The 25,244-nt window shown below is 44.5% G+C and carries 15 protein-coding genes and 2 pseudogenes; 12 read left to right on the top strand and 5 right to left on the bottom strand.

Annotated elements, in window-relative coordinates:
• Positions 1 to 46: 46 nt before the first annotated feature.
• On the bottom strand, positions 47 to 955 hold the full coding sequence (locus ACED28_RS14140; RefSeq protein ID WP_029223175.1) for a DMT family transporter: 909 nt from the start codon (positions 953 to 955) through the stop codon (positions 47 to 49).
• A 256-nt stretch (positions 956 to 1,211) separates the two neighbouring features.
• Between ACED28_RS14140 and ACED28_RS14135 the strand changes: the two genes are divergently transcribed.
• The 5 genes and pseudogenes from ACED28_RS14135 to ACED28_RS14115 all read left to right on the top strand — a co-directional run bounded on the left by ACED28_RS14135 (position 1,212) and on the right by ACED28_RS14115 (position 6,148).
• A complete protein-coding gene (locus ACED28_RS14135) occupies positions 1,212 to 1,607 on the top strand; it encodes a DUF3302 domain-containing protein (RefSeq protein ID WP_017104296.1) in 396 nt (131 codons plus the stop codon).
• Entirely contained in the window at positions 1,607 to 2,737 is a 1,131-nt protein-coding gene (locus ACED28_RS14130) for an HlyD family secretion protein (protein WP_009845836.1), read from the top strand. Before ACED28_RS14135 ends, ACED28_RS14130 begins: the two co-directional genes overlap by 1 nt.
• Positions 2,738 to 3,063: 326 nt before the next feature.
• Positions 3,064 to 3,612, top strand: coding sequence for an ECF-type riboflavin transporter substrate-binding protein (locus ACED28_RS14125; protein WP_009845837.1), 549 nt, complete (start codon positions 3,064 to 3,066; stop codon positions 3,610 to 3,612).
• A 6-nt stretch (positions 3,613 to 3,618) separates the two neighbouring features.
• Positions 3,619 to 5,313: an ABC transporter ATP-binding protein gene (locus ACED28_RS14120; RefSeq protein ID WP_017100919.1), complete on the top strand. Its 1,695-nt coding sequence runs from the start codon at positions 3,619 to 3,621 to the stop codon at positions 5,311 to 5,313.
• A pseudogene (locus ACED28_RS14115) lies at positions 5,310 to 6,148 on the top strand (energy-coupling factor transporter transmembrane protein EcfT). Before ACED28_RS14120 ends, ACED28_RS14115 begins: the two are co-directional and overlap by 4 nt.
• Before the next feature lie 152 nt (positions 6,149 to 6,300).
• On the opposite strand, the gene glgB reads toward ACED28_RS14115, so the two are convergent.
• From glgB to ACED28_RS14100, 3 genes are all read right to left on the bottom strand, one after another.
• A complete protein-coding gene (glgB, locus tag ACED28_RS14110; protein ID WP_017100917.1) occupies positions 6,301 to 8,481 on the bottom strand; it encodes a 1,4-alpha-glucan branching protein GlgB in 2,181 nt (726 codons plus the stop codon).
• 175 nt (positions 8,482 to 8,656) lie between these two features.
• On the bottom strand, positions 8,657 to 10,837 hold the full coding sequence (gene malQ / locus ACED28_RS14105) for a 4-alpha-glucanotransferase (protein WP_017096249.1): 2,181 nt from the start codon (positions 10,835 to 10,837) through the stop codon (positions 8,657 to 8,659).
• Positions 10,838 to 11,013: 176 nt separating this feature from the next.
• The gene (locus ACED28_RS14100) at positions 11,014 to 13,467 is read right to left on the bottom strand and encodes a glycogen/starch/alpha-glucan phosphorylase (protein WP_086050576.1); all 2,454 of its coding nucleotides are present in this window, start codon (positions 13,465 to 13,467) and stop codon (positions 11,014 to 11,016) included.
• Positions 13,468 to 14,033: 566 nt separating this feature from the next.
• On the opposite strand from ACED28_RS14100, the gene malT reads away from it, so the two are divergent.
• From malT to sstT, 7 genes and pseudogenes are all read left to right on the top strand, one after another.
• Positions 14,034 to 16,742 (top strand): HTH-type transcriptional regulator MalT, encoded by a 2,709-nt coding sequence (malT, locus tag ACED28_RS14095; RefSeq protein WP_371710122.1) that lies wholly within the window; start codon positions 14,034 to 14,036, stop codon positions 16,740 to 16,742.
• Positions 16,743 to 17,298: 556 nt separating this feature from the next.
• Entirely contained in the window at positions 17,299 to 18,219 is a 921-nt protein-coding gene (locus ACED28_RS14090; protein WP_371710114.1) for a DUF368 domain-containing protein, read from the top strand.
• Between the two features lie 203 nt (positions 18,220 to 18,422).
• Positions 18,423 to 18,863, top strand: a complete 441-nt coding sequence (locus tag ACED28_RS14085) for a hypothetical protein (RefSeq protein ID WP_371710113.1) — start codon at positions 18,423 to 18,425, stop codon at positions 18,861 to 18,863.
• On the top strand, positions 18,860 to 19,456 hold the full coding sequence (locus ACED28_RS14080; protein ID WP_371710112.1) for an SCO family protein: 597 nt from the start codon (positions 18,860 to 18,862) through the stop codon (positions 19,454 to 19,456). Before ACED28_RS14085 ends, ACED28_RS14080 begins: the two co-directional genes overlap by 4 nt.
• Positions 19,457 to 19,570: 114 nt before the next feature.
• On the top strand, positions 19,571 to 20,029 hold the full coding sequence (locus tag ACED28_RS14075) for a copper chaperone PCu(A)C (protein ID WP_065678499.1): 459 nt from the start codon (positions 19,571 to 19,573) through the stop codon (positions 20,027 to 20,029).
• Positions 20,030 to 20,551: 522 nt separating this feature from the next.
• A pseudogene (gene rsgA / locus ACED28_RS14070) lies at positions 20,552 to 21,615 on the top strand (ribosome small subunit-dependent GTPase A).
• A 420-nt stretch (positions 21,616 to 22,035) separates the two neighbouring features.
• Positions 22,036 to 23,253 (top strand): serine/threonine transporter SstT, encoded by a 1,218-nt coding sequence (sstT, locus tag ACED28_RS14065; protein WP_009845849.1) that lies wholly within the window; start codon positions 22,036 to 22,038, stop codon positions 23,251 to 23,253.
• Positions 23,254 to 23,650: 397 nt separating this feature from the next.
• On the opposite strand, the gene ACED28_RS14060 is transcribed toward sstT, so the two are convergent.
• Positions 23,651 to 24,901, bottom strand: a complete 1,251-nt coding sequence (locus ACED28_RS14060; RefSeq protein WP_371710121.1) for a tetratricopeptide repeat protein — start codon at positions 24,899 to 24,901, stop codon at positions 23,651 to 23,653.
• Positions 24,902 to 25,244 lie beyond the last annotated feature (343 nt).

The raw sequence follows: 25,244 nt of genomic DNA, 5'->3' as shown, positions 1-25,244 counted from the left end.
GGTCTTTAGTTCTGTAGGTCTGTAGCTCTGTAGCTAAGCCCGCCTCTTATTGATAAAAGAACAAAGAAATTCCACCTAATGCGGCAAGTGTCCCGATGATACTTTGCTTTGACACCTTCTCTCCTCTAATCGCATAAATCACCAAAATAAAGACCGGGCTGGTCGCTATTAATGTTTGAGCAATCGCAGGGTTAGCATTTTTCAACGCCACTTGCTGAAGCCATAGAGCGAGAAACGTCCCGACAAAGATTGCCCCTAATAACCAAAGTTTATCGAGCTTGGTCATTGCCCATAAATCTCTTTTTATCGACGAGTACGGCTTCTTTTCAACGAAAGGGATAATCAGCATTACGGCAAACACGCCAATCGTCAGGCGAATCAAAGCACCTAACAATGGTGGAATGTCACCCGCCACCAATGCGTAGTGGGAAATCACCACACCCGACGCCTGACAAACACTTGCCATAAGCCCATATCCAATGCCACCCCACTGTGCTTTGTCATTAGAAATATCATTACCGTTCGCTGATTTCGACGGCTGAAAGACCACAAAGGTCACCGCTAAGGTTGTTATCACAACACCGAGCCAACTTTGCAAAGTGAGTGCCGCGCCAAGAAACATTAATGCCAAAACACCAGAAAGAGGTGGAGCCAGAGATTCCAGCAACAAGGTCTTATTGGCACCAATTCTTTTTAATGCCGCAAAATAAGCACTGTCACCAACTGCGATACCAATGACTCCCGAGATCGCCAAGATCCCAAAATGGTTAGCACTCAGTTCGAATTCAGGCATTGGTATTAACGGCATGACCAACAGCATCATGCCAGAGGCTACAACCCCCTTAACAATGTTCAACTGCATCGCAGAGAAGCGATGCCCAAACTGCCCATAAATCCATGTCGCACACGCCCACACCATCGCAGCGCCAATGGCCGCTAATTCACCTATATACATCCGCATTTATCCTTTATTTTTTGTTGTTATGATTATGGCTATGCGCATCGTTTGAATCAGAACTGTCATCTTGTCAGCAAGAAATACGAAACAACCTATTCAAGTTCAATTGGATTTTATAAGATCCATCAGTGATTTTATTCTCATTATTAGCAGCAACATATTATTTTCAGATTGGTAAATCATTTTTATAACAATTACTTGGATGATAGCGTAGTATATTTGTAACTAACATCTAACATTACAAGGATCTGTTATGTTTTTAGACTACTTTGCACTCGGTCTACTGATTTTCGTAGCATTAGTTATCTTTTACGGCATCATCGTTATTCACGATATTCCCTATGAAATTGCGAAAGAACGCAATCACCCTCATCAAGATGCTATTCATGTCTCAGGCTGGGTTAGCCTATTCACTTTACACACTATTTGGCCATTCCTTTGGATTTGGGCTACGTTGTGGCGCAAAGATCGTGGCTGGGGCTTCGCTAAGCTTGAAGAAGAACAACATGATATTCATCACCGAGTCGACACTCTCATCGACCAAGTGAGTGCACTTCAGAGCGAAATCGCACAGCTAAAGCAAGCGGGCACTGAGCAAAACAGCACAGAGAAACAGACAAACAACGTTCAAGATCAGGAGGCTAAGTAATGGATTTACTGCTGATAATGACCTACGCGGCGCTTTGTATTACGATTTTCAAAGTATTCAAAATCCCACTAAACAAATGGACCGTCCCAACAGCCGTACTGGGTGGTGTTGTCCTCATCGGTACTTTGATTCTATTAATGAACTACAACCACCCTTTCACACAAATCGGTAATCAAGTTTACTCAACGACACCGATTGTTTCAGGGGTTCGAGGCAAAGTCATCGAGGTTCCGGTTGAAGCAAATAAGCCTCTCAAGCAAGGGGATATCCTTTTCAAAATAGACCCGATTCCTTTTGAAGCTGAAGTTGCTAAGCTGCAAGCCAAAGTAAAAGAAGCGAGTCAAGGTGCCTTAGGTCTAGAGTCGCAAGTTGGAGAAGCCGAAGCAGCCAAAATAAAAGCCATTGCAGAAAGAGATAAAGCACAACGTGAATTCTCTCGATACAAGCGAGGCTTCGAAAGTGGCGCATTTACAGAGCAACAGCTCGATACTCGTCGACAGGCATACAAAGCCACAGAAGCAGCAGTGAAAGTAGCCGAAGCAAACCAACAACAAGCTCAGATCGCACTTAACTCTGAGATTGGCGGTGAGAATACAGCGGTTGCAGGCTTACTTGCTGATTTACGTAAAGCTGAATTCAATCTTGACCAAACGGTAGTAAGAGCACCAACCGATGGCTACGTAACTCAACTCGCTCTTCGTCCTGGTGTAATGGCTGTACCACTACCATTAGCGCCGGTGATGACCTTTGTTCACACTGAGGCGCAATTCTATACCGCAGCCTTTAGACAAAACTCACTACAACGACTGCAACCTGGCTACGAAGCTGAGTTTCTATTTAGAGCACTACCAGGAAAAGTGTTTAAAGGACGCATTGATGAAGTGATCCCAGCCATTGGTGAAAGTCAATTTCAAGCTCGAGGCACACTTCTAGGTACTGACGCACTGCGCACTAGCGGCCGTGTATTTGTTAAGCTGACCATCACTGATGATCTGTCTGAGTACCATTTACCTATGGGTACTGCCGTCGAAGTGGCCGTTTATTCTGACAGCTTCACTCACGTATCTATCATGCGTAAAGTGCTTATTCGCATGAAGAGTTGGCAAAATTATTTGTATCTAGACCACTAACCGTATCTAGACCACTAACTAGAGCTAGACCACTAAACGGTCGTAGATATACGACGACCCCGCTTAACACATTGTTAATATGAATCAAAAAGCCAGACTCGTTCTGGCTTTTTTGTTGCTTGATTAACCGTAAAATTGCGCTTTTTACATGATATTAATGCGTCTAGATGGAATTTTAGACATCTAGACACTTACCTTCCCTTATGGAAGGGTTCTACTGTATAATGCGCGCCTTATTTTTTATATTTGCCCAAAAAACGTTCTCATTGAGACGCATATTAATAATGGCGAATATTATGCTTTATTTTCAGTATTCGAGGTTATCTATGAACTTTTCAGCTAAAACAGTCGTCGTTATTGCTATTGGCGCGGCACTGTACGGCATTGGTGGTTTACCTATGTTTGGTGTCCCAGTGTTTGCTAACACGACATTGAAACCAGCAATGGCAGTCCTAGCACTGTTTTCTGTTTTGTTTGGCCCTATTGTTGGCTTCTTGGTTGGCTTTATCGGTCACTGGGTAACGGATTTGTTCGCAGGTTGGGGGGTATGGTTAACTTGGGTATTAGGCTCAGGTATTGTCGGTATGGTTATCGGCTTATTCCCAATGATGACTAAGAATCGCCTTCAACAAGGTGAACTGCCAATGAAAGATTTTGCACTGTTCGTGGTACTTGCCCTTGCGGGTAACGTTGTGGGTTATGGTAGCTCCGCGTTCCTAGACACCATCCTATACGCAGAACCGTTTACTAAAGTCTTCACTCAACTGTCTATCATCGCTGCGGGCAACACTATTCTTATCGCAGTGGTAGGCTTCCTGATCCTAAAATCAGTCGCTAAACGTAACAAACAAAGCCGTAACCTGACCGAGGCATAAACGCTAATGACTATAGCATTTTCGAACTTCTCTTTTAGATATGAGTCGCTGGATAAACCGACGCTAAAAAATATCAATCTAAGGATAGAGAAAGGAGAGAAAATCGTCATTATTGGACCAAGTGGTAGTGGTAAATCTACGCTAGGTCAGTGTCTCAATGGTCTGATACCTCATGCAATTAAAGGTGAGGTATCTGGTTCTTTAGAGATCAACGGCAAGAATGTGTCTGAGTTTTCAATGCACGACTATACCGAGCAAGTCGGCACAGTATTGCAAGATACTGACAGCCAATTTGTGGGGTTAAGTATCGGTGAAGATATCGCGTTCGCATTAGAAAACCAGTTGATGTCGAACATTGATATGTACCCGTTAGTTAAATCGACAGCAAAAATGGTCGACCTAGCGGATATGCTTGAGCGCTCTCCTCATGACCTTTCAGGTGGTCAAAAACAGCGAGTATCGTTAGCGGGTATTTTAGTCGATGATGTCGATATCTTGCTGTTTGATGAGCCTTTAGCAAGCCTTGATCCTAAAACGGGCAAAGCAACGATTGAGATCATCGACCAACTTCATAAAGAAACCAACAAGACTATCGTGATTATCGAGCATCGCCTTGAGGATGTTCTACATCGAGATATCGATCGTGTAATCTTAATGGAGCGCGGTGAAATAGTCGCGGATATGACTCCGGATGACATCTTAGCGTCCAAGTTACTTGAGACGCACGGTATTCGTGAACCTCTCTACTTATCTGCACTTAAAGCAGCGAAAGCCCCTCTGACTAACGAAGATAAACTTTCAAACCTCAAAGCTTTGGATTACAAAAGATTCCGCCCAGCAGTTCAAGCTTGGTTTGCTGAGCGCCCTGCACCGGTAGCAGAGAAACAGTACCAGCCTTTACTCGAAGTTCATGGCTTAACTTATTCTTACGACGGCGAAAAAAATGCACTCGAAGATGTGAGTTTCAAAATTGGTAAGGGTGAGTTTGTCTCGATTTTGGGCAAGAACGGTTCGGGTAAATCCACTATCACCAAACTCATCATGGGTGTGATAGATGCTGATTCAGGTTCTTCCTATCTAAATGGTCAAGACTTATCTGAACTTTCCATCTTTGAAAGAAGCCAGAAAGTCGGTGTGGTGATGCAGAACCCGAATCATATGATCTCACATCATATGATTTTTGATGAGATTGCTTTTGGTCTTCGTAACCGAGGTATTGCAGAACAACTGATCACAGAAAAAGTAGAGAACGTTCTTGAGCTTTGCGGGTTAAGTAAGTTCCGCCACTGGCCCATTGAAGCTCTGAGCTATGGTCAGAAAAAGCGTGTAACGATCGCGTCTATCTTAGTGTTGGAGCCTGAACTCCTCATCTTAGATGAGCCAACAGCAGGCCAAGACTACCGTAACTACACATCGATGCTGGCATTCATCCAAAAGCTTAACCGAGATTTGGGCATTACTGTTGTGATCATCTCACACGACATGCACTTGGTTCTAGAATACACCACACGTTCGATCGTAATCGCAGACAGTAAGTTAATTGCTAATGCAGCCATGACGGAAGTGTTTAGTCAGCCATCGCTTTTAGAACGTGCGAACCTTTGTACTACCAGCATTTATGAACTTGCGACTATAATGAAAATCGACGACACCAACGCTTTTATGCAGTACTTCATCGACGACGAGAGAAGCTCGCTATGAATGCATCAAAAGTAAAATTTGGCATCAATTACATTGATACCAAATCACCGTTACACGCACTGAACGGCATCACTAAATTTGTACTTTTTCTCGCTTGGGTCACTGTGGTTTTAACTACGTTCGACCTGAGATTGATCGCGTTGCTTATTGTGACTGGTTTATTCCTGCTAAAGCTCACCAATGTGCCTGTGCGCGTTTATAAGCCTTTGTTATTGGGAACGGTGAGTTATTAAGCCTAAATGCTTTGTTCATGTATCTGCTTGCTCCACAGCAAGGTACAGAGCTCATCGGCAGCGAGACTCTATTGCTGACACTGCCGAGTAACTACTCGTTGAGCCAAGAGACTCTGTTTTATTTAATCACTGTCACGCTCAAATACATGAGCATGTTCCCGATAGCGTTAATATTCGTCTTTACCACGCACCCGACCGAGTTTGCCGCAAGCCTCAACCGTATTGGCGTTCCATACAAAATCGCCTACGCGGTCAGCTTAACACTGCGTTATTTACCTGAAGTTAAAAAAGACTTCATCAATATCATGCACGCGCAACAGGCTCGTGGCGTTGAACTATCGAAGAAAGCACCTTTACTCACTCGCATCAAAAACGTTGCTAAGGTTCTAGGTCCGCTCATTTTTTCTAGCTTAGACCGTGCAGACGAGATTTCAAACGCAATGACGTTACGAGGTTTTGGCAGACATAAGTCACGGACTTGGTATAGCTATGCGCCTTTGAAACGTATCGATTATGTTTGGCTAATGGTTATCGCCTTTATCGTTGTGTTAGCGATCGTAAAGCGTGTTTTAGAACCACAATTATTCTGGTATCCATTTTAGGTTTTTCATTGAAAGCATCGCTTAAATAACGTGCTGTATAATGTTCTACTTAACGAAATTCAAGCCGTTTTAGAGTGAAAATCGAAACAAAAAAAGGGAGCCTCAGGGCTCCCTTTGTCGTCTTTGTGATCACTTACTTACTGTGATTGTTATTAGTTTAATTTGTAAAACACCGTTGATAGTGGTGGCAAACGCAGCTCAATCGACGTATCCAAACCTTCGCTTGCTATTGATTCAACCTGAGCAACCTGCTTCACTTCAAAACCGCTGCCTGCGTAATCAGCCGAGTCAGTATTCAGCAATAGCGAGTACTGGCCTTGGGCTGGAACACCTAAGCGGAAACGCTCATGAGGAACGGGCGTAAAGTTAGAAACAACCAATACTCGTTCACCCAACTCACTAATACGTTCATGAGCTAAGATACTTGCTTCAGCAGAATCTTGTAGACGCCATTCAAAACCTTTCGGGTCGAAATCAAGATCGTGCATTGCCGCCTCAGAGCGGTATAGATTGTTCAAATCTTTCGTTAAGCGTTGAACACCTTGATGGCGTTCATATTCCAACAAGAACCACTGCAGTTGATCATCATGATTCCATTCAGCCGTTTGACCGAATTCAGCGCCCATGAAGTTCAGCTTTTTACCCGGTTGTGCATACATGTAACCCATGTAAGCGCGTAGGTTAGCCGTTTGCTGCCACTCATCACCCGGCATCTTGTTGTGGATAGAGCCTTTACCGTAAACCACCTCATCGTGAGACAGAGACAATACGTAGTTTTCGCTGTGAGCATAAACCAACGGGAAGGTAATCGTATCGTGGTGATATTTACGGTTGATTGGATCTTCTTGAATGTAAGACAAGCTATCGTGCATCCAACCCATGTTCCACTTAAAACCGAAGCCTAAACCGCCCATAAAGGTTGGTGCTGAAACACCCGGGAAAGCCGTCGATTCTTCAGCAATTGTCATCGCATTCGGGAAGTGTTTGTACACTTCTTCGTTCATCCACTTAAGGGTTGCGATGGCGTCGTAATTTTCATTGCCGCCGTCTACATTCGGAATCCATTGATCATGGCTACGCGAGTAATCGAGGTACAACATCGAAGCAACAGCATCAACACGAATGCCATCGATATGGAATTGTTCGAACCAGTACAATGCATTTGCTACTAAGAAGCGACGAACATGCTCTTTACCTAAGTCGTAAATGTACGAGTTCCAATCTTGGTGCCAACCACGGCGTGGATCTGGATCATGGAACAAAGGCGTTCCATCAAAGTTAGCTAAGCCGTGATCATCACTTGGAAAGTGTGCAGGAACCCAGTCCAGAACAACACCTAAACCGGCTTGGTGACATTGGTCGACGAAGAATTTGAAATCATCTGGAGAACCAAAACGACTTGTTGGCGCAAACAAGCCTATTGGCTGATAACCCCAAGAGCCGTAAAACGGGTGCTCTGAAACCGGCATCAACTCTACGTGTGTGTAACCGAGATCCGTTAGATATGGGATTAGCTCTGCCGCTAGCTCACGGTAGTTTAGGAATTCACCTTCAGCATTGCGCTTCCAAGAGCCGGCATGCAATTCATAGAATGAAAGGGCTTCTTTGCGCTTTTGCGTCACTGGGCGATTCTGCCATTGAGAATCTTGCCACTGGTAGCGAGCGTGATCGTAAGTCACAGATGAAAATGATGGGTACTGCTCAGAGTAGAAACCCCATGGGTCAGCTTTATGTGGCAAGCCTTCGCCATCAGGCCCTTTTAATTCAAACTTGTATTGTGCGCCTTCTTCCAGATCAGGAATAAATAAGCCCCACATACCATAATCTAGACGCTGCATTGGGTGGCGACGACCATCCCAAGCGTTGAAGTTACCCACCAAGCTAGCCGCTGTTGCATGCGGTGCGTACACCAAGAAACGCGTGCCTGAAATCGTCTGTCCATCACGCTCTAGCGTAATAAACTGAGCTCCCATGTGATGATACATATCTTTAGGTGTATGAAGATCCTCATAACTCGCGTACAGATCATGGTATTGGTATGGATCATCGATGATCTGCTCTACTCCATTCCAATCAACCGCAAGCTTGTAGTGAGTAAAACGTAAGTCTCTTTCTTGCTTAAGAATGAAACCACTTTCACCCTCTCGCGCTAACTTAATACGAGGTTCCTTTCCAACAATCAACTCGACTTTATCTGCCCCAGGAATCCACACTCGTAATGAACCTTGTTCAGAAGGTAAGTATGGCCCTAAAAACGCAAATGGATCTGTGAAGCAAGCCTGTGATAGTTGGGTATATATTTGTTTTTGCTTTGAAATCGAACTTAGTTCCAAAACGCTTCTCCCTAACCAAACATCCAAAAAACATAATACAAAAATGCCCGCTATTAGTGCGGGCAATATAACGACGGTTTATTCTACCAGATGAGCATTCAATATTGAGTGACCGAGGTTGTAGTTTCGTACGGCGTAAGCAAAAAACCACCTCTTTTCAAGCCACTCGACTCCATTACTTAGCTGCTTTTTCTCGTACATCAGTTAGCTTAGATGCGATACGATTCACGCCTTCATGAGCGAAGATTTCGTCCAAGTTCATTGATAGTTTACGACGCCAGTTAGGGTACTCATCGACCGTACCAGGGATGTTAACGGGCTTATCCATCTCTAGCCAATCTTCCAACTGAACACTCAGGAGTGTTGAGCCACCAGCCGCAACGTGCAACTGAAGCGCTTCAGCAAGATAAGAATCCATCGGCACTTGACTTGCATCACGCCCAACACCTTCAGGTAGGAAGCCGTGCCATGCCACTGAGTCTAAGATACCTTGCTTGCACTCCAAGCGGTTATCGAACAAAGTTTCTAGCTGTTGTGCGTCTGGGTATAAACCAATCTCTTGACCCATTTTCAAGTCATCACAGTGCCAGAAGCCGCGAAGCGTTGGCATATCGTGAGTACACAGTGCTGCCATCGATTGTGACGCGTAGTGCTTCGGAGAAATAAAACCACCGTCATTTTCTGATGTTTCGAAGAAGAAGACTTTGTAAGAATGCACGCCAGCATCAGCAAGGATGTCTACGATTTCATCCGGTACCGTGCCTAAGTCTTCACCGATAACGCTGCATTGGTAACGGTGAGATTCAAGCGCCAGAATAGACAGCATGTCTTGCACTGGGTAGTAGATGTACGCACCTTTCGTTGCGTTCTCACCCTTTGGAATCCACCACAAACGCAGCAGACCTAAAACATGGTCAATACGCAATGCACCACAGTGCTTCATGTTGGCACGAAGTAGTTTGATGTAAGCGTCGTAGCCGGTTTCTTGAAGTACTTCTGGGTTTAGTGGCGGTAAGCCCCAGTTTTGGCCTAGAGGACCAAGAATATCCGGTGGAGCACCAATGCTCGCATCCATCACTAGGTTGCCTTCATCAGCCCATGTCTCGCTGCCTGAATCTGCAACGCCTACCGCTAAGTCACGGTACAGTCCAACCGCCATGCCTTTCTCTTCAGCAAGAGACTGTGCATCGTTGATTTGGCAATCGGCTAACCATTGTAGGTACATATAGAGATGCACTTGATCTAGGTTATCTTTGATGTATTTCTGGGTCGCAGGGCTTTCAAATGTACGGAATTTCTCTGGGAATACAGGCCAGCCCCACATACCTGAATCTTCAGCATGCAGTTCACCGTGCAGAGCATCAAACGCCGCTTGATGCATCAGGCTTTCACCGCCCTCTTCAACGAACGCTAAGAACGCTTGTGCGCGGTCGCTGTTTTTGTCTAGATGACGAGTCTTAAATTCTGCGAATAGCAGAGGTAAGATGCTCATCTTCAGCTCAGACACTTCAGTGTAATTCACCCAGTGCGCTTCACGAGCTTTCTGTAGGCGCTGCTGGAACTCGGCGCTGCCTACCGTTTGTTGCGCTTCCGCGCTTAATGCGAACTCAGGAACTGAACTCACATCAATGTATAAGACGTTCAACCAACGACGTGAAGACGGGCTGTATGGGCTCGCACCTTCCGGGTTTGCAGGGAACAGTGAGTGAATTGGGTTTAGACCAACAAAGTCACCACCGCGAGACGCGATATCCGAAACAAGCTGTTTTAGGTCACCGAAATCACCAATACCCCAGTTGTGCTGAGTTCTTAGCGTGTACAGTTGAACACTTGGTCCCCAAAGCTTTTTGCCTTGCTCAATGGGTGACTGCTTGAAGCACGCTTTTGGCGTAATAATCAACGTCATCTCGTAAGGTTTCTTACGGCGCTTACGACTCACAATGAGCTTGTGATAACCCCATGCCAAATCACTTGGCAATGCAAACACTAAAGGGCCACCCTCGGCACGCTCGTCACGAACGACTTGAGATTGAAGATAGCCTTCAAGTACCTCTCCTTGCTCGGTTTCTAAGCGCCAGCTGAACTCACTTTCACGAGCACTCACACCCAGATTGAGTGTCACTTCTACTGGCTCACCGTCACGCAAGACAAGAACCGGGTCTAATACATCTTTTCTGTGCTTTCTTTCTGCAGATTTAAGCAGTGCATCATCGCTGCTTGTATCGTAGCCCAATGAAGCCAATAGAGACGTAATCGTCTCTTCTGATACTTGTGCTTCATCGCCCCACGCACTAACGTAACTATCGGCAATATTTGCCATTTCTGCGACTTGTTTTAATACGGTCTGTTCTTTCATCGCTCTCTCCGAAAACGTTCTGACGCTTTCAATTTTTGTAGGGTTGTCTATTTAATTTTTACTAATCAATTAGCTTGTGACAATCAGTTTGTAAGCATTGCTATCTGAATAAGCCGTCTATTTGCTCACAAGCTAATTGAGCCAAGGCAGAAACTGCCTTGGCTACTTTGCAACTATTAACGGTTAACCGCTTCAAGTTTCCAAATGTTGTTCACGTAGTCGCGAATTGAGCGGTCTGATGTGAACTTACCAACCAATGCCGTGTTAAGAATCGCTTTCTTAGCCCAACCAGCTTGGTCTTTGTATTGTGTGCCCATGTCTTCGTGTGCTTTCACATAAGATGCGAAGTCAGCAAGACATAGGTAAGGGTCACCACCGTCTAATAGGCTATCAAACGTTGCACGTAGAAGACCGGGTTGACCTGGAGTGAACTCATCGCCAGTCAGTAGATCTAGAGATGCTTTCAATAGTGGGTCTGCATTGTAGTAATCGTATGGGTTGTAACCCTGAGCTTTCAGTGCAACAACACCGTCAACTTCTAGGCCGAAGATGTAGATGTTTTCATCACCCACTTCTTCACGAATCTCAACGTTTGCACCATCCATAGTACCGATAGTTAGAGCGCCGTTTAGAGCCATCTTCATGTTGCCCGTACCTGAAGCTTCTTTACCAGCTAATGAGATTTGCTGAGAAACGTCTGCCGCAGGGATGATGATTTCAGCCATGCTTACACGGTAGTCAGGAATGAATACCACTTTCAGCTTGTTACCAATGCGAGGATCGTTGTTGATCTTCTCTGCAATCTTGTTAACCGCGAAGATGATTTCTTTTGCTAGGTGGTAACCCGGTGCTGCTTTCGCTGCGAAGAAACATACGCGTGGCTCACACTCGAAACCAGGTTCGTTAAGAATACGGTGGTACAGAGACAGAATGTGTAGCAAATCTAGGTGCTGACGCTTGTATTCGTGCAGACGCTTAATTTGAACGTCGAAGATAGCGTTAGTATCTAGCTCGATACCCATATTCTCTTGAACCCAATCCGCAAGACGCTGTTTGTTTTCTTTCTTAACAGCCATAAATTCTTTTTGGAATTTCGCGTCTGTTGCAAACTTAGCGATGCCTTCTAGCTGCTCAAGTTTTGCTGGCCACTCAGAGCCAATCTTACCTGTGATTAGATTAGATAGACCTGGGTTACAGAACTTCAACCAACGACGTGGCGTGATGCCGTTCGTTACGTTAGTCAGTTTACCTGGGAAGATTTCGTTGAACTCTGGGAACAAGTCTTTCTTAACAAGTTGAGAGTGAAGTGCCGCTACACCATTTACTTTGTAAGAACCAATCACACATAGGTTTGCCATGCGAACCATGCGGTGGAAACCTTCTTGGATGATAGAAAGCTTCGCTTGTTTCTCACCGTCACCAGGCCACATCTTGCGAACTTCTTGCATGAAGCGGTGGTTGATTTCAAAAATGATTTCCATGTGACGTGGAAGAAGACGGTTGATCAGCGATTCAGACCAAGTCTCTAGCGCTTCTGGAAGTAGTGTGTGGTTCGTGTAAGCGAACGTATGTGCACTGATTTCCCATGCTTGATCCCAAGATAGACCTTTCTCGTCGATCAGGATGCGCATTAGCTCAGGAATCGCAATCGTTGGGTGCGTATCGTTAAGCTGAATCGTTTCTTGTTTAGGCAGATCTTCTAGAGAGAAACCTGCTGCTTCGTGACGACGTAGAATATCGCGAACAGACGCTGCTGAGTGGAAGTACTGCTGCATTAGGCGCAGTGTCTTACCTTTCTCGTGGTTGTCGTTCGGGTAAAGTACTTTAGTGATGTTACCTGCATCGATTAGCGAGTGTTGCGCTTCGAAGTAATCACCGTTGTTAAAGCTTGCTAGTGAGAATGGTGCAATTGCCTGACATTCCCAAAGACGCAATGGATAAACCGTGTTTGACTCGTAACCTACGATAGGTAGATCCCAAGGCATTGCTTTTACTTCCATACCTGGAACCCAAGTACGAACTTCTTTACCGTCGATGAATTCAACTTCTACATGACCGTAAAAACCAATGTGTTGTGCTAGCTCTGGACGAGCGACTTCCCATGGGTAACCTTCAACACCACGCCATGCGTCTGGTGCTTCTTGTTGACGACCATCTTGGAAAGACTGTTTGAATAGGCCGTATTCATAGTGAAGACCGTAGCCTACTGTTGGGTACTCTTGTGCAGCACAAGAATCCATAAAACATGCAGCAAGACGACCAAGACCACCATTACCTAGCGATGGGTCGCGTTCTTCTTCTAGAAGGTCAGTTAGGTTTTGGCCTAGCTCTTCCATTGCATGAGTAATCTGTTCGTACAGACCCATGCTGATCAGATTGTTACCTGTTAGACGACCAATCAAAAACTCTAATGAAAGGTAGTTAACGCTCTTCGCGTTTTTGATTTTTTCATCATTTTCAGTTTCTAGCAGATCAAATGTTGTCAATTCTGCTAGCGCACGCCCCATTGCTAGGTACCATGCGCGGCTATCTGCTGTTTCAATCGTTGTTGCGTAAGTTGCAGATAAATGCTTTTTAACGCTTTCTTGGAACGACACTTTATCGAAAGTTTTTTGCTGAGTTGGTTTCATTTCAGAAATCTCGCTTTTAATAGTTCTAATTCATCTGTGACATATCGTGCATGGTCACCATTAACTAAACATCCTCCCGTTAATACGACTAACTAGGAGTAGATGAGAGGGCGTAGGGGGCGTACCGATGTAAGGTTAGTGATCTGACTCTCATGTTCTAACTTCGAACAAAAAGTTGGAGTGACTAAGATCACAAGCTCCCGTTCGATAACTTAACGTTAATTGATGTGAGTTTTATTTAACCGGAATAAACTGATTAGCAAATCTGAGCTTGAGATCACGAAATTATTTTCCATATCTCATCTTTTGCATAAATCTCAGTGTAAGACCGAACAAAGTCACATTCACAAACCACCACGCAACGTGAGCAAAGTCTCAAATTAAGGGCGTAGAAAGCCAAAAACATGCAAGACCGCAAGGTTTCTGAGGAGAATCATAGTCGGTGCCATTTTTCTTCACGTAACATAAGCACAGACTTAAGTAATTAGGCAGATGTGATTGGGCAACTCTTTTACGGTTTTAGAATCCCCAAAACATACGCCACGGAATAGGTGAAAAACTTCGACATGTGGATCCCTTCGAAACTGACTCGTCCCGGCCGCTTACATAATGCAATCCTACGACCTAGGGTTCTCGATCTGCTCCAGAACGCAGATTGCTATAAGCTTGTATTGTTCCGTTCTCCTGCGGGCTATGGCAAGACCACCATGGCTGCACAGTGGCTGTTAGATAAGCCGAATGTGGGTTGGTACAGCATCGATGATAGTGACAACGATGCCTTCCGTTTTATCAACTACCTACTCCAATCACTCAATAAAGCGACTCAAAATTCCTGTCCCAATGCCCAAAAACTGGCAGAGAAACGACAGTTTTCATCGCTGCATTCTTTATTGAGCGAAGTATTCGCCGAGATGTCGGACTATCATCATGAATGTTTTCTTGTTTTAGACGACTACCATTTAGTCAACAATGATGACATTCAAGAAGCAATGCGCTTTTTCCTCAAACACATGCCCGACAATCTCACGCTAGTTGTAACCAGTCGTGGTACACCACCCCTAGGTACGGCAAACCTGCGCGTTCGAGACTTAATGATCGAATTAGGTAATGACTCGCTGGCTTTTGATACCGAAGAGACGACGCGCTTTTTTAATCAGCGTGTTGCCGATGGTATTGATGACACAACGGCAGACAGTATTTGTACCTATGTAGAGGGTTGGCCTTCTGCACTTCAACTTATTGCGCTACAAGCCCAACATCAAAAACGCACGCTGGCGCAGTCTGCTGAGTCCTTCTCCCACTTTAATCAAGCCCATCTTTGGGACTACTTGGTTGAAGAGGTTTTCGACCTGTTAGACAAAGAAACTCGACAGTTCTTGATGCAGTGTTCAGTGCTTGACCACTTCAACGACGAACTGGTTTGTGCGCTAACGCAGCGTGAAGACGCACTGGGTATGATCGAATCATTAAATCGATTCGGTTTATTCATCTACCCGCTTGAAGGCGAAAAGAACTGGTATCGTTTCCATAACCTGTTTGGTGAATTTTTGGCACATGAGCGTCAAGCTCGAATCCCTCAACAAGAAGCAGAGTTGCACCGAAGTGCCGCGAAGGCGTGGATTAAACAAGACACACCACACCAAGCACTACGCCATGCACAGCGCGCTGAAGACCCAGAACTGATCATTCAAATACTGACAGACCACGGTTGGCCGATGTTCAACCAAGGCGAGCTTTCCTCGTTAGAGATGGCGATCAAGCAACTGACTACGGATCAACTTTACAGCGCCCCTAAACTGTCCATGTTACGAGCTTGGCTAGCACAAAGTCAGCACCGCTACGAACAAGTAGGGACATTATTGGAAGAGGCTGAAACACAATATCAAGCTCGAAATATTGAACTCGACACTCAACAGCAAGGGCAATACAACGCCCTACGCGCGCAAGTTGCGATTAACAGTAATGAACCTGAAAAAGCCTTAGAATTGGCAGAGCTTTCGCTAAGTCAGCTGAACACCACCGTTTATCGTAGCCGAATTGTCGCCACGTCTGTTGTTGGTGAAGTCAATCACGTAATGGGCAACTTGAGCCGTGCACTGCCGATGATGCAGCAAACAGAAAAACTTGCACGCCAGTACCAAGTTTACCACCAAGCGCTTTGGGCGATTCTACAACAGAGCGAGATCTTAATTGCACAGGGTTACGTTCAAGCGGCATTCGAGCTGCAAGACAGTGCGTTCAAATTGATCGAAGAACACCAGCTAAAATACGTGCCTCTGCATGAATTCTTACTGCGTGTTAGAGCTCAAATATTCTGGTGTTGGAACCGATTAGATGAAGCGGAAGAGTGCTGTTACAAAGGCTTGGATATCCTTGGTCACCATTCGCCAAGTAAGCACCTTCACAGTTATTCAATGTTGGCTCGTATTTCACTGAGTCGCGGTGAAATTGATAAAGCATCTAAGTTTATCGACCAAATTCAGCACCTTTTGCGTCAATCGACTTACCACGTGGACTGGACGGCGAACGCTTCTCTTTCTTTGATTCTTTTTTGGCAAGTAAAAGGCAATAAAGAGGCGATACGTGATTGGTTGAATGTGGCTGTTCGACCTGAATCGGCAAGCAACCACTTCTGCCAACTGCAATGGAGAAACATCGTTCGCGCTCACATCATTCTCGAGCAGTATGAAGAAGCGGAAGAAGCGCTGACGTTCCTTAAGAGTGAAGCCCAGCGTTCACACCTGATTACAGACACCAACCGAAACTTGATCGTTGAAGCCGTGTTACGTACACAAATTAACGATGAAGACAGCGCACGCGTGCTACTTGAAGAAGCGCTTCATATGACTAACCAAACCGGTATGGTCGGCAACTTCTTAGTAGACGGCGGGACTATCGGACATATCTTGGATAAGTTGAGCAACAAGCCTGGCTTAGGTGACTTAGAACGCCATCGCGCTCAACAGATCATGAAAGATATCTCGACCACCCAACGCAGCCGCTCGGTTCACTTTGATGAAGACTTTGTTGAAAACTTAGTCAATCACCCAAACATTCCTGAACTTGTGCGCACAAGCCCACTCACCCAGCGTGAATGGCAAGTACTTGGTTTGATTTATTCAGGGTTCAGTAACGAGCAGATAGCTCAAGAACTCGATGTAGCAGGTACCACCATCAAGACTCACATCCGTAACCTTTACCAAAAGCTAAACATTGCTAACCGCAAAGAAGCGATCAGCACAGCGGAGAATTTACTGCAGTTGATGGGGTACTAAACGATTCGAGATTAATTCGAGAAAAGCTTAAGCTAGTCGCCGATGGTGACTGGCTTTTTTTTCGTTTGGAGCATGGGGTTAATAGCAGATAACTGATCATAAAGAGCCAAACGACAGACAAAAAAATAGCCAACCGCAATAATCGCGATTGGCTCTATATATTTGTGAACAAATCATAAGTTCACTAACAACGTCAGTTGGCTAGGTAACCCTCGGCTTAAGAAGGGTCAATGTATATAATGCAGTTAGCGTGCCAACTTTAATTCAGCCGTTTTATACGCCCTGCATCGCATAAAAACCTCTAATTCATGATGCGAATTGCAAAGTGCATTTGCATAATGCAACCAAGATGCAATATCGATAGAAAACAAGTTTCACTGAAGCCGATAATAATAAGACGCCAAGCAGTTGTATTTTAAATGTAAGGCAGATGTTCACATCAACGTATTGCCTTACAATTAAAGAGGTAATAAAGCACCTCGCCAAAGGCATATTCATACTTTTTTTACACTAAAGTTTGTATACTGCACAAAATCATCCTCAACTCTATGAAGCAATGAACTACTTAAGTACTTTTTTCAAAGGCATGGCAATGGGCGCAGCAGACGTTGTTCCTGGCGTGTCGGGCGGAACCATCGCATTCATCACTGGTATCTACGATACGCTGCTAGAAAGCATTCGCAGAATTAACCCTAGCGTACTTGGCTTATGGAAACGCGAAGGCTTCAAAGCCGCGTTTAATCACATCAATGGTTTCTTCCTAATTTCACTGTTCGCGGGCGTATTCACGAGCATTACGACATTCGCAAAATTGATTTCTTGGTTATTAGTCACCCACCCTGTTCCACTGTGGTCTTTCTTCTTCGGCCTGATCTTGGTGTCGGTTTTCCATATTCTTAAGCAAGTAGAGAAACGCGATATGATTCGCTTCGTGTTTTTGCTGCTTGGCGTTGCTTTCGCTTATAGCATTACCGTGCTTAAACCGCTGCAAATGGAGCCAACCAGCATCAACGTATTGATTGCGGGTGCGATTGCTATCTGCGCGATGATTTTACCCGGTATTTCAGGCAGCTTTATTCTGCTCCTGATTGGCATGTATGGCCCCGTGCTTGGCGCCGTTAAATCATTTCAAGTCGATGTACTTGCGCTATTCCTTGCGGGCTGTGTGATCGGACTGCTGACTTTCTCACATGTACTGTCTTGGCTATTGCGCTCATTCCGCGACTTCACATTAGTATTCTTGACTGGTTTGATGATCGGTACACTGCCGAAGATTTGGCCGTGGAAAGAAACGATCAGCTGGCGTACAAACTCTAAAGGTGAGCAAGTTCCTCTGATTCAAGAAAACTTGTCACCGTTTGATTTTGAAGCCGTCACTTCTCAACCTTCACAGCTAGTAATGGCTATTGTGATGATGCTTGTAGCGATTGCTCTGGTCCTTGGGTTAGAGAAATTTGCAGAGCGCAACGCTGACTAATCATTCAGCCAACTTCTGGAAAGCGTTTAGAACGGATAATGCTTAGAAAGACTAAGCTCACGCCCCTATGACACAGACAAAAGCGAAGCCAATGGCTTCGCTTTTTTAGTTCTACCATACGCACAAAATTACTTTTTGATACAAGCACATATTGAGGGATATGATAACATCGCCGCTCTTATAAAATTAGATGAGAACACGACATGCACTCTGCATTAAAGGTTGCTGCTCTTGGGATCGCTCTCGTGGCAGGCTTTTATGGGCCGCAAGCAATTCAGCAATTTGAATCAGCGATGGAGCGAGCCTCTGCTGAAGTTAACTTAGATGATTACTGCATGCTTTCCACCACATCGTGTGAGCAAAATACAGTTACGATGACACTTGATCGCGAGACGGCTCAACCTCTGGCTCCCACCAAAATCAAAGTAGTGTGGGAAGGCGCAGCCTCTGACACATTAATGCTGTCGCTTACAGGTTTAGAGATGGAAATGGGCTCGGCACGTTTTCAATTAAAAAACATTGACAATAATACCTATGAAGGTGATGTAATTTTACCTGTATGTACTTTAGACAAGATGACATGGATCGGTGAGCTCACTGATGGTGTCGATACTGTAAATCCGGCAATAAGGATGGCAAGATGAGTAGAAATTGGTCGTTAGCATTGGTTGTCGCTTTTGTCCTTGGCTTTGGCGTTAAAAGTTATCTTGATGGGCAAAACGAAGCTCAAAAACAACACGCGGCAAAACAACAATTCTCCACGACAATCCTTTTCGGTAAAGATAACCAGCCAACTGAAATCTTTGACCAAACCGATGACAGAATTCGTATCGTTTATTTTGGTTTCACACGTTGTCCAGATGTGTGCCCTACTTCTCTAGCAATGTTAGCCGGAGCACTTAACCAGATTTCTGATGAAGCAAAATCCAAGATTCGCCCGATGTTTGTTTCTCTCGATCCAGAACGTGATGCCGCTGAAGCCTCATACGAATACGCACAATACTTCCACCCAATGATGGAAGGATTAAGTGGCCCGTTAGATGTGACAACAACGCTTGCACACAACTACGGTGTTATTTTTAGAAAGACCAAGCTTGAAGGTTCAGAGTTGGAATACACCCTAGACCACAGCTCATATTTCTATTTTTTAAAACCCGATGGCACGCTGATTACCAAAGTGCCGCATACGTTAACGCCAGCGCCAATTGTTGAAGCTATTAACACATTAACGCGCTAACGTACCAAGTCATCAGCGACGAGAAACAACGTGTACAAAAATAAAGAACTTAACGAATAAAGTTCGAACAAAAAGTCAGGTCCCAGACCAAAACAAAAAATTAAGGACAACAACATGAAGTTAAAAGCACTTGCTCTAGCAGGCTTATTGCTCACTCCTCTTGCTCAAGCGAATAACGACATTATGGTTCATGACGCGTACGCGCGCGCAACCCCGCCTTCAGCAGTGAACAGCGCGGTATTCACGACTCTGATGAACCATAGCGATAAAGATCGCGCTATTGTTTCTGCAACAACATCAGCAGCAGGAAAGGTTGAACTTCATGATGTTATCGTTGATGGCGACGTAATGAAGATGCGTCAAGTTCAAGCGATCACCATCCCTGCAAATGGTAAAGCTGTACTTAAACCAGGTAGCTTACACATCATGTTGTTTGACTTAAAAAGCAGCCTAAAAGAAGGTGAACAAATCAAAATGACACTGACCTTCGCAAACGGTGAAACACAGACCTTTGATGCGCCAGTGAAGAAAGTGATGAGCGGCATGAAAAAGATGAATCACGATCATCATTAATCAGATTCACTATCGATGAAATAATTTAAGCCACGATGACTTCTCGCCATCGTGGCTTTTTGCTAAACTGAGCTCGCTTTTTATTCAAAGCCTGACCACATTAATAACCAAGGAGAATAGAAGATGATTGTAATGAAGACACTAAAACTGGCAGTAAAAGTAACGCGTTAACTTGTTTGGTTAATCCAACTTAAATACCGATCGACCAATTTATCGTCACTCTTTGACGACCGCACACTTTTACCCGGTTTACTATTGATCGTAAGTGATCAATTCCTGCATGCCTGTAAAGCATGACTCAATCCGGGGTCCTATCTATTTGAATTCGACCCAAACTCAAAACATTTTTGGCGTCTCGACGCTTTTAATCTCAGCAACGCTTTTTGGTCTCATTAACTCTTTTGATCTCATCAACAATAAGAGAGCTCACAAGAAGTTAATGCTCTCATAAGACTTTAATGCAGTGATAATACTTTAATGCTCTCACAAGAAAAGAAAGCTCGCACGTCTGGGTAAATAGACATGAATTCACAAAACGCATTTTCTAATCCAATGTCACTTCAACAACTTGGATGGCAACCTGTATTCCAACAACAACTGACACTCGAAGACTATGACCAATCCGTCATTGCTCGTATTACTGCGCACCATCGCAGCGGCTATACACTAGCGTCAGAACAAGGCGAAATCGCTCTCCCTATCCATCAAAACCAACCCTCAATGACGGTAGGCGACGGGTAATCTTGAACTCTGAACTGCAATTCGGCCGTTTATTAGACCGTCAATCACTCTTCAGCCGTAAAGCTGCAGGTAGCCGTGTCGCTGAACAATATATCTCAGCTAACATCGACACGGTTTTTATCGTGGTTTCGTTAAATAACGACTTTAATCTAAGCCGTATTGAACGCTACCTAGCGCTCGCCAATGAAGCACAGGTTGAAGCCGTTATCGTACTCACCAAGAAAGACTTGTGTGATGACTACGAAGACAAAGTACAACAAGTGCAAAGCTTAGATTCTATGCTGATGATCGAAGCGGTGAATAGCCTAGACCAAGACTCAACTCAAGTTTTGTCGCCTTGGTGTAAAACGGGCAAGACTGTGGCTTTAATGGGTTCATCCGGTGTGGGTAAATCTACCTTAGTCAACTCATTACTTGGTGAGGCTGAACAAGCCACAGGTGGCATTCGTGAAGACGATAGCAAAGGCCGACACACAACCACATCACGATCGCTCCACCTGCTAACATCGGGCGGCTTACTACTCGATACTCCAGGAATGCGAGAGCTACAACTTGCTGACTGCGCTGAAGGCGTGAGTGAAACCTTTTCTGATGTCGAAGAGTTAGCCATGCATTGCCGATTCTCTGATTGTCATCATGAATCAGAACCGGGGTGCAAGATACGCAAGGCGATTGAAAGTGGAGAATTGTCTGAGCGACGATTTACTAACTATCGAAAGTTATTGCGAGAACAAGCCCGAAATGGCGCCTCGTTAGCGGAACAACGCGCCAGCAATAAGCAGCTTTTCAAGATGTACAAAACCGTACAATCAGAAGGCCGCAATCTTAAAAAAGCGTCTGACTAAGGTTTAAGGTTAACGGCTATAAGCTGTATTTAAGATAACCTAACTTAAGATAACTTTAATTTAAGACAATGAGCCCCATCGTGTTAATCACGTGGGGCTTTTTGTTTCAATTTGATAATGGTGCGGTTATTTATGCACACAATGTTCTTTCCTATAGCCGTTTACATTTCTACATTTGCAGTGTTTTGAATCTATCAAATGAGAATCAGCAGATTTATAGCTCAATCAAAATACATTTGTTTAACATTTAGCTCTAAAAACACCACATAGCGCAAACAATAACCCTAAAAGTAAACTATCCCTAGACACCCTGTTAGATCCCGCTAATATGACCGCCAATTCCGCTAGTGTATAGTTGGATTTGGTACAACTTCATAAAAAGATACATCACTATAATAAATTAACAATTGCAGGTATTTTATGCAAAATCACAACATGCTCGCCCGCATCGCTCGTGGAAATCTCGTTCTACAGATCCTTGCTGGTATTGTTTTCGGTGTCGTTCTCGCCATGGTTTCTCCTTCAGCAGCTCAAGATGCAGGCCTATTAGGTAGCCTGTTTGTTGGTGCTCTGAAAGCTGTTGCCCCAATTTTAGTATTCATTCTTGTTGCAGCTTCTATCGCAAACCAAAAGAAAGGTCAGCATACTCATATGCGTCCAATCATTGTGCTTTACCTGATTGGTACGTTCTCTGCTGCACTGACTGCTGTAGTACTGAGCTTCATGTTCCCAACCACCTTGACACTGGTTGCTGGCGCTGAAGGTGCTAACCCTCCTCAAGGTATTGCAGAAGTTCTTCATACGCTTCTATTCAAGCTTGTAGACAACCCAGTTAGCGCACTAATGAATGCGAACTACATCGGTATTCTTGCTTGGGCAATCGGTCTTGGTCTTGCTCTGCACCACGCATCTGCAACAACCAAAGCGGTTTTCGAAGACCTAAGCCACAGTGTTTCACACATTGTTCGCTTCATTATTCGCCTTGCGCCATTCGGTATCTTCGGTCTTGTTTCTGCAACATTCGCAACAACAGGCTTCGATGCACTGGCAAGCTACGGTCAACTACTAGCAGTACTACTAAGCTCAATGCTGATCATCGCACTTGTGGTTAACCCACTGCTTGTATTTATTAAAACAAAACAAAACCCATACCCACTTGTACTGCAATGTATTCGTGAATCTGGTGTAACGGCATTCTTCACTCGTTCAAGCGCTGCAAACATCCCAGTGAACATGAACCTTTGTAAGAAGCTAAAGCTAGACGAAGATACTTACTCTGTATCGATTCCTCTAGGCGCAACGATCAACATGGCAGGCGCTGCAATCACCATTACTGTGTTAACGCTTGCTGCTGTACACACTATGGGTATTGAGATTGATATCTTCACTGCGATTCTACTAAGCCTTGTTGCTGCAGTTTCAGCATGTGGCGCATCGGGTGTTGCTGGCGGTTCACTACTGCTTATCCCGCTAGCGTGTGGCCTATTCGGTATTTCAAACGATGTAGCGATGCAGGTTGTAGCGGTTGGTTTCATTATCGGTGTGATTCAAGATTCAGCTGAAACGGCGCTTAACAGCTCAACAGACGTAGTGTTCACTGCTGCTGTATGTAAAGCCGAGCAAAACAAAGAGCAATAAGCCTTTAGCTGCTCTGAACCTAAACAGTTCTGAGCTCTAAGCTCTAAGCTCTAAGCTCTAAGCTCTAAAAAGCAAATCGTACATAAACAAAAAGGGAAGCAGATGCTTCCCTTTTTTTGTTTGAGTGCTTTACCCGCCGCAGTCAATAATACCAATCACAGTAAGTAAGTGATCAAAAATACTAACGCAGTTATCGAGTGTTTTAGCAAGCTAGGGTGACCAGTTATTTACTACGATTGATATAACACCTACCGTATGAATAACGGATCACCTTAGCGGCTTAATACAGTCAGTTATAACATCTACACTCATATAACATCGTTGGATCTTTTAAATTGTAGAACTACTCGTTTCAGTCATGTTCAGAATACAGGTAATAACTCATAAACACGGTTTATTAATTGCTCTTCCAGTTAGACTCGACTGCCGGTTGGCTAAAGTCCAAAGAACCGCTATTAGAGTTAGCTTGCTTATCTTGTGATGCTCGATTTGCGCTTGCCTTGTCACCATCATGGTTTTCAGCCGCCTGTTGGTGATTGTTGCCATTTAAACCTTGAGCACTTGAAGCTTGAGCATTTGAGGCTTCAGTATCCAAATCCGCCTTATCGACACCTAACTCATCACCCTCTTCGTCAGAGGCTTCTTTCACTTTCTTATGTACTGGGATATCGCGTTTGTAGAGCTTGTTGAGCGCTTTAACGATAGAGTGCTTGGTGATTGCTTCTTGCGTCAACTTGGTCATTATTGGCTTAGTCAGAGCCTGTAACCCCACAACGGCATCAACACCAAGATCCCCACCAACTTTATCTCTCAAATACCTCGCATCCGCATAGCCAAAATGAGCCGATAAGAATAACCAGATATACGCGATAGCATTGCCGTGCTCACCATGGTCAATCCACGCCTCACCGGCTTTAAACATCGCTTCTGCACAGTTTTTTTCAGCTGCCGTTTCAAACCAGTAAACCGCTTCACGATGATTAGCGACAACACCAACACCGTTCAAATAGCTCATACCCAATTTGATTTTTCCGTCTAGGCTATTCTTTTCAGCCGCTTTTCTGTACCACATGAAAGAGCTTTCTGGAGAATAATCTGGGTTCTCTCTATCTAAACACCAATCCCCCATGAAAAGCATCGCTTCGGTGTTACCACTAACTGCAGACTCTTCAATATAGGCGCTGCCTTTCGGAAGGTTTTTCTCAACTCCGCGACCAAACACGAGTGCTTTACCCACCTCGAATTTTGCAAGCGGATCATTATCCAGTGCTGATATCGCTAACTGCCAAAAATTGGCCTTTTCTCTTAAAATTAGGTCTTCTTTGCACTTCATACTCAGACGCACAATGCCGTACATGCCGTTGACATTGTCTAAATGGGCAGCTTTATCGTACCAATACAGAGCTTCCTTAAGATTGACTCGTTCGGCCTCTTTCGCCAAATACAGAATCGACGGCACATGCCCTGTTTCAGCCTTAAATTGACGATCTTTTTGCTCTTGGATACGTGCTTTTTCAATCGCTTTTCGGTAAGCGACGGCGCGAGCTTTACGTTCTTGTTCCAAGCGCTTTTTTCTTAGCGACAAAGAGACCAACCAAACAGCAATAAGTATTAACGAAAGAGCGGTCGCACCAATTGCGATTCCCATTGTACTCATAAAATATTTTATCCTAACTCGGCTAATAGCACCCTACACAGGAAAGCAATCAACCTATAGCGAGCAGTATGTTTGAATGACAGGGAAAAGCGCAGTTATTAAAACGTTCCGCCCTAAAATGAATTTTGTTCAGTATCTCAGGAATACATAATGATAAAAAGCCTACGAGTATCTATCCGTCAGCACTCCATTAATGCTGTGATCCCGCTCGCTTTTTCTCTATAAGTCTTGGGGCGTTACTTATTCTATCTTATCTATCTTATCTAGCAGCTTATGGCCTAGTGATCCGCACCAGCAGTTTTGGACACTGAGTTAAGTGAGTACAATCACTAAT

The organism is Vibrio sp. 1F253, assembly GCF_041439295.1.
In the GTDB taxonomy this organism is placed as follows: Bacteria; Pseudomonadota; Gammaproteobacteria; order Enterobacterales; family Vibrionaceae; genus Vibrio; species Vibrio tasmaniensis_A.
This window is presented reverse-complemented; position numbering and strand designations above follow the sequence as displayed.

Excerpts from the sequence above, each read along its gene's own strand:
- ACED28_RS14090 (WP_371710114.1), top strand. The coding sequence starts at position 17,299 with ATGAACTACTTAAGTACTTTTTTCAAAGGCATGGCAATGGGCGCAGCA.
- ACED28_RS14130 (WP_009845836.1), top strand. The coding sequence starts at position 1,607 with ATGGATTTACTGCTGATAATGACCTACGCGGCGCTTTGTATTACGATT.
- ACED28_RS14060 (WP_371710121.1), bottom strand. The coding sequence starts at position 24,901 with ATGGGAATCGCAATTGGTGCGACCGCTCTTTCGTTAATACTTATTGCT.
- ACED28_RS14135 (WP_017104296.1), top strand. The coding sequence starts at position 1,212 with ATGTTTTTAGACTACTTTGCACTCGGTCTACTGATTTTCGTAGCATTA.
- ACED28_RS14085 (WP_371710113.1), top strand. The coding sequence starts at position 18,423 with ATGCACTCTGCATTAAAGGTTGCTGCTCTTGGGATCGCTCTCGTGGCA.
- ACED28_RS14125 (WP_009845837.1), top strand. The coding sequence starts at position 3,064 with ATGAACTTTTCAGCTAAAACAGTCGTCGTTATTGCTATTGGCGCGGCA.
- ACED28_RS14075 (WP_065678499.1), top strand. The coding sequence starts at position 19,571 with ATGAAGTTAAAAGCACTTGCTCTAGCAGGCTTATTGCTCACTCCTCTT.
- malT (WP_371710122.1), top strand. The coding sequence starts at position 14,034 with ATGTGGATCCCTTCGAAACTGACTCGTCCCGGCCGCTTACATAATGCA.
- ACED28_RS14080 (WP_371710112.1), top strand. The coding sequence starts at position 18,860 with ATGAGTAGAAATTGGTCGTTAGCATTGGTTGTCGCTTTTGTCCTTGGC.
- ACED28_RS14140 (WP_029223175.1), bottom strand. The coding sequence starts at position 955 with ATGTATATAGGTGAATTAGCGGCCATTGGCGCTGCGATGGTGTGGGCG.
- ACED28_RS14100 (WP_086050576.1), bottom strand. The coding sequence starts at position 13,467 with ATGAAACCAACTCAGCAAAAAACTTTCGATAAAGTGTCGTTCCAAGAA.
- malQ (WP_017096249.1), bottom strand. The coding sequence starts at position 10,837 with ATGAAAGAACAGACCGTATTAAAACAAGTCGCAGAAATGGCAAATATT.
- ACED28_RS14120 (WP_017100919.1), top strand. The coding sequence starts at position 3,619 with ATGACTATAGCATTTTCGAACTTCTCTTTTAGATATGAGTCGCTGGAT.
- sstT (WP_009845849.1), top strand. The coding sequence starts at position 22,036 with ATGCAAAATCACAACATGCTCGCCCGCATCGCTCGTGGAAATCTCGTT.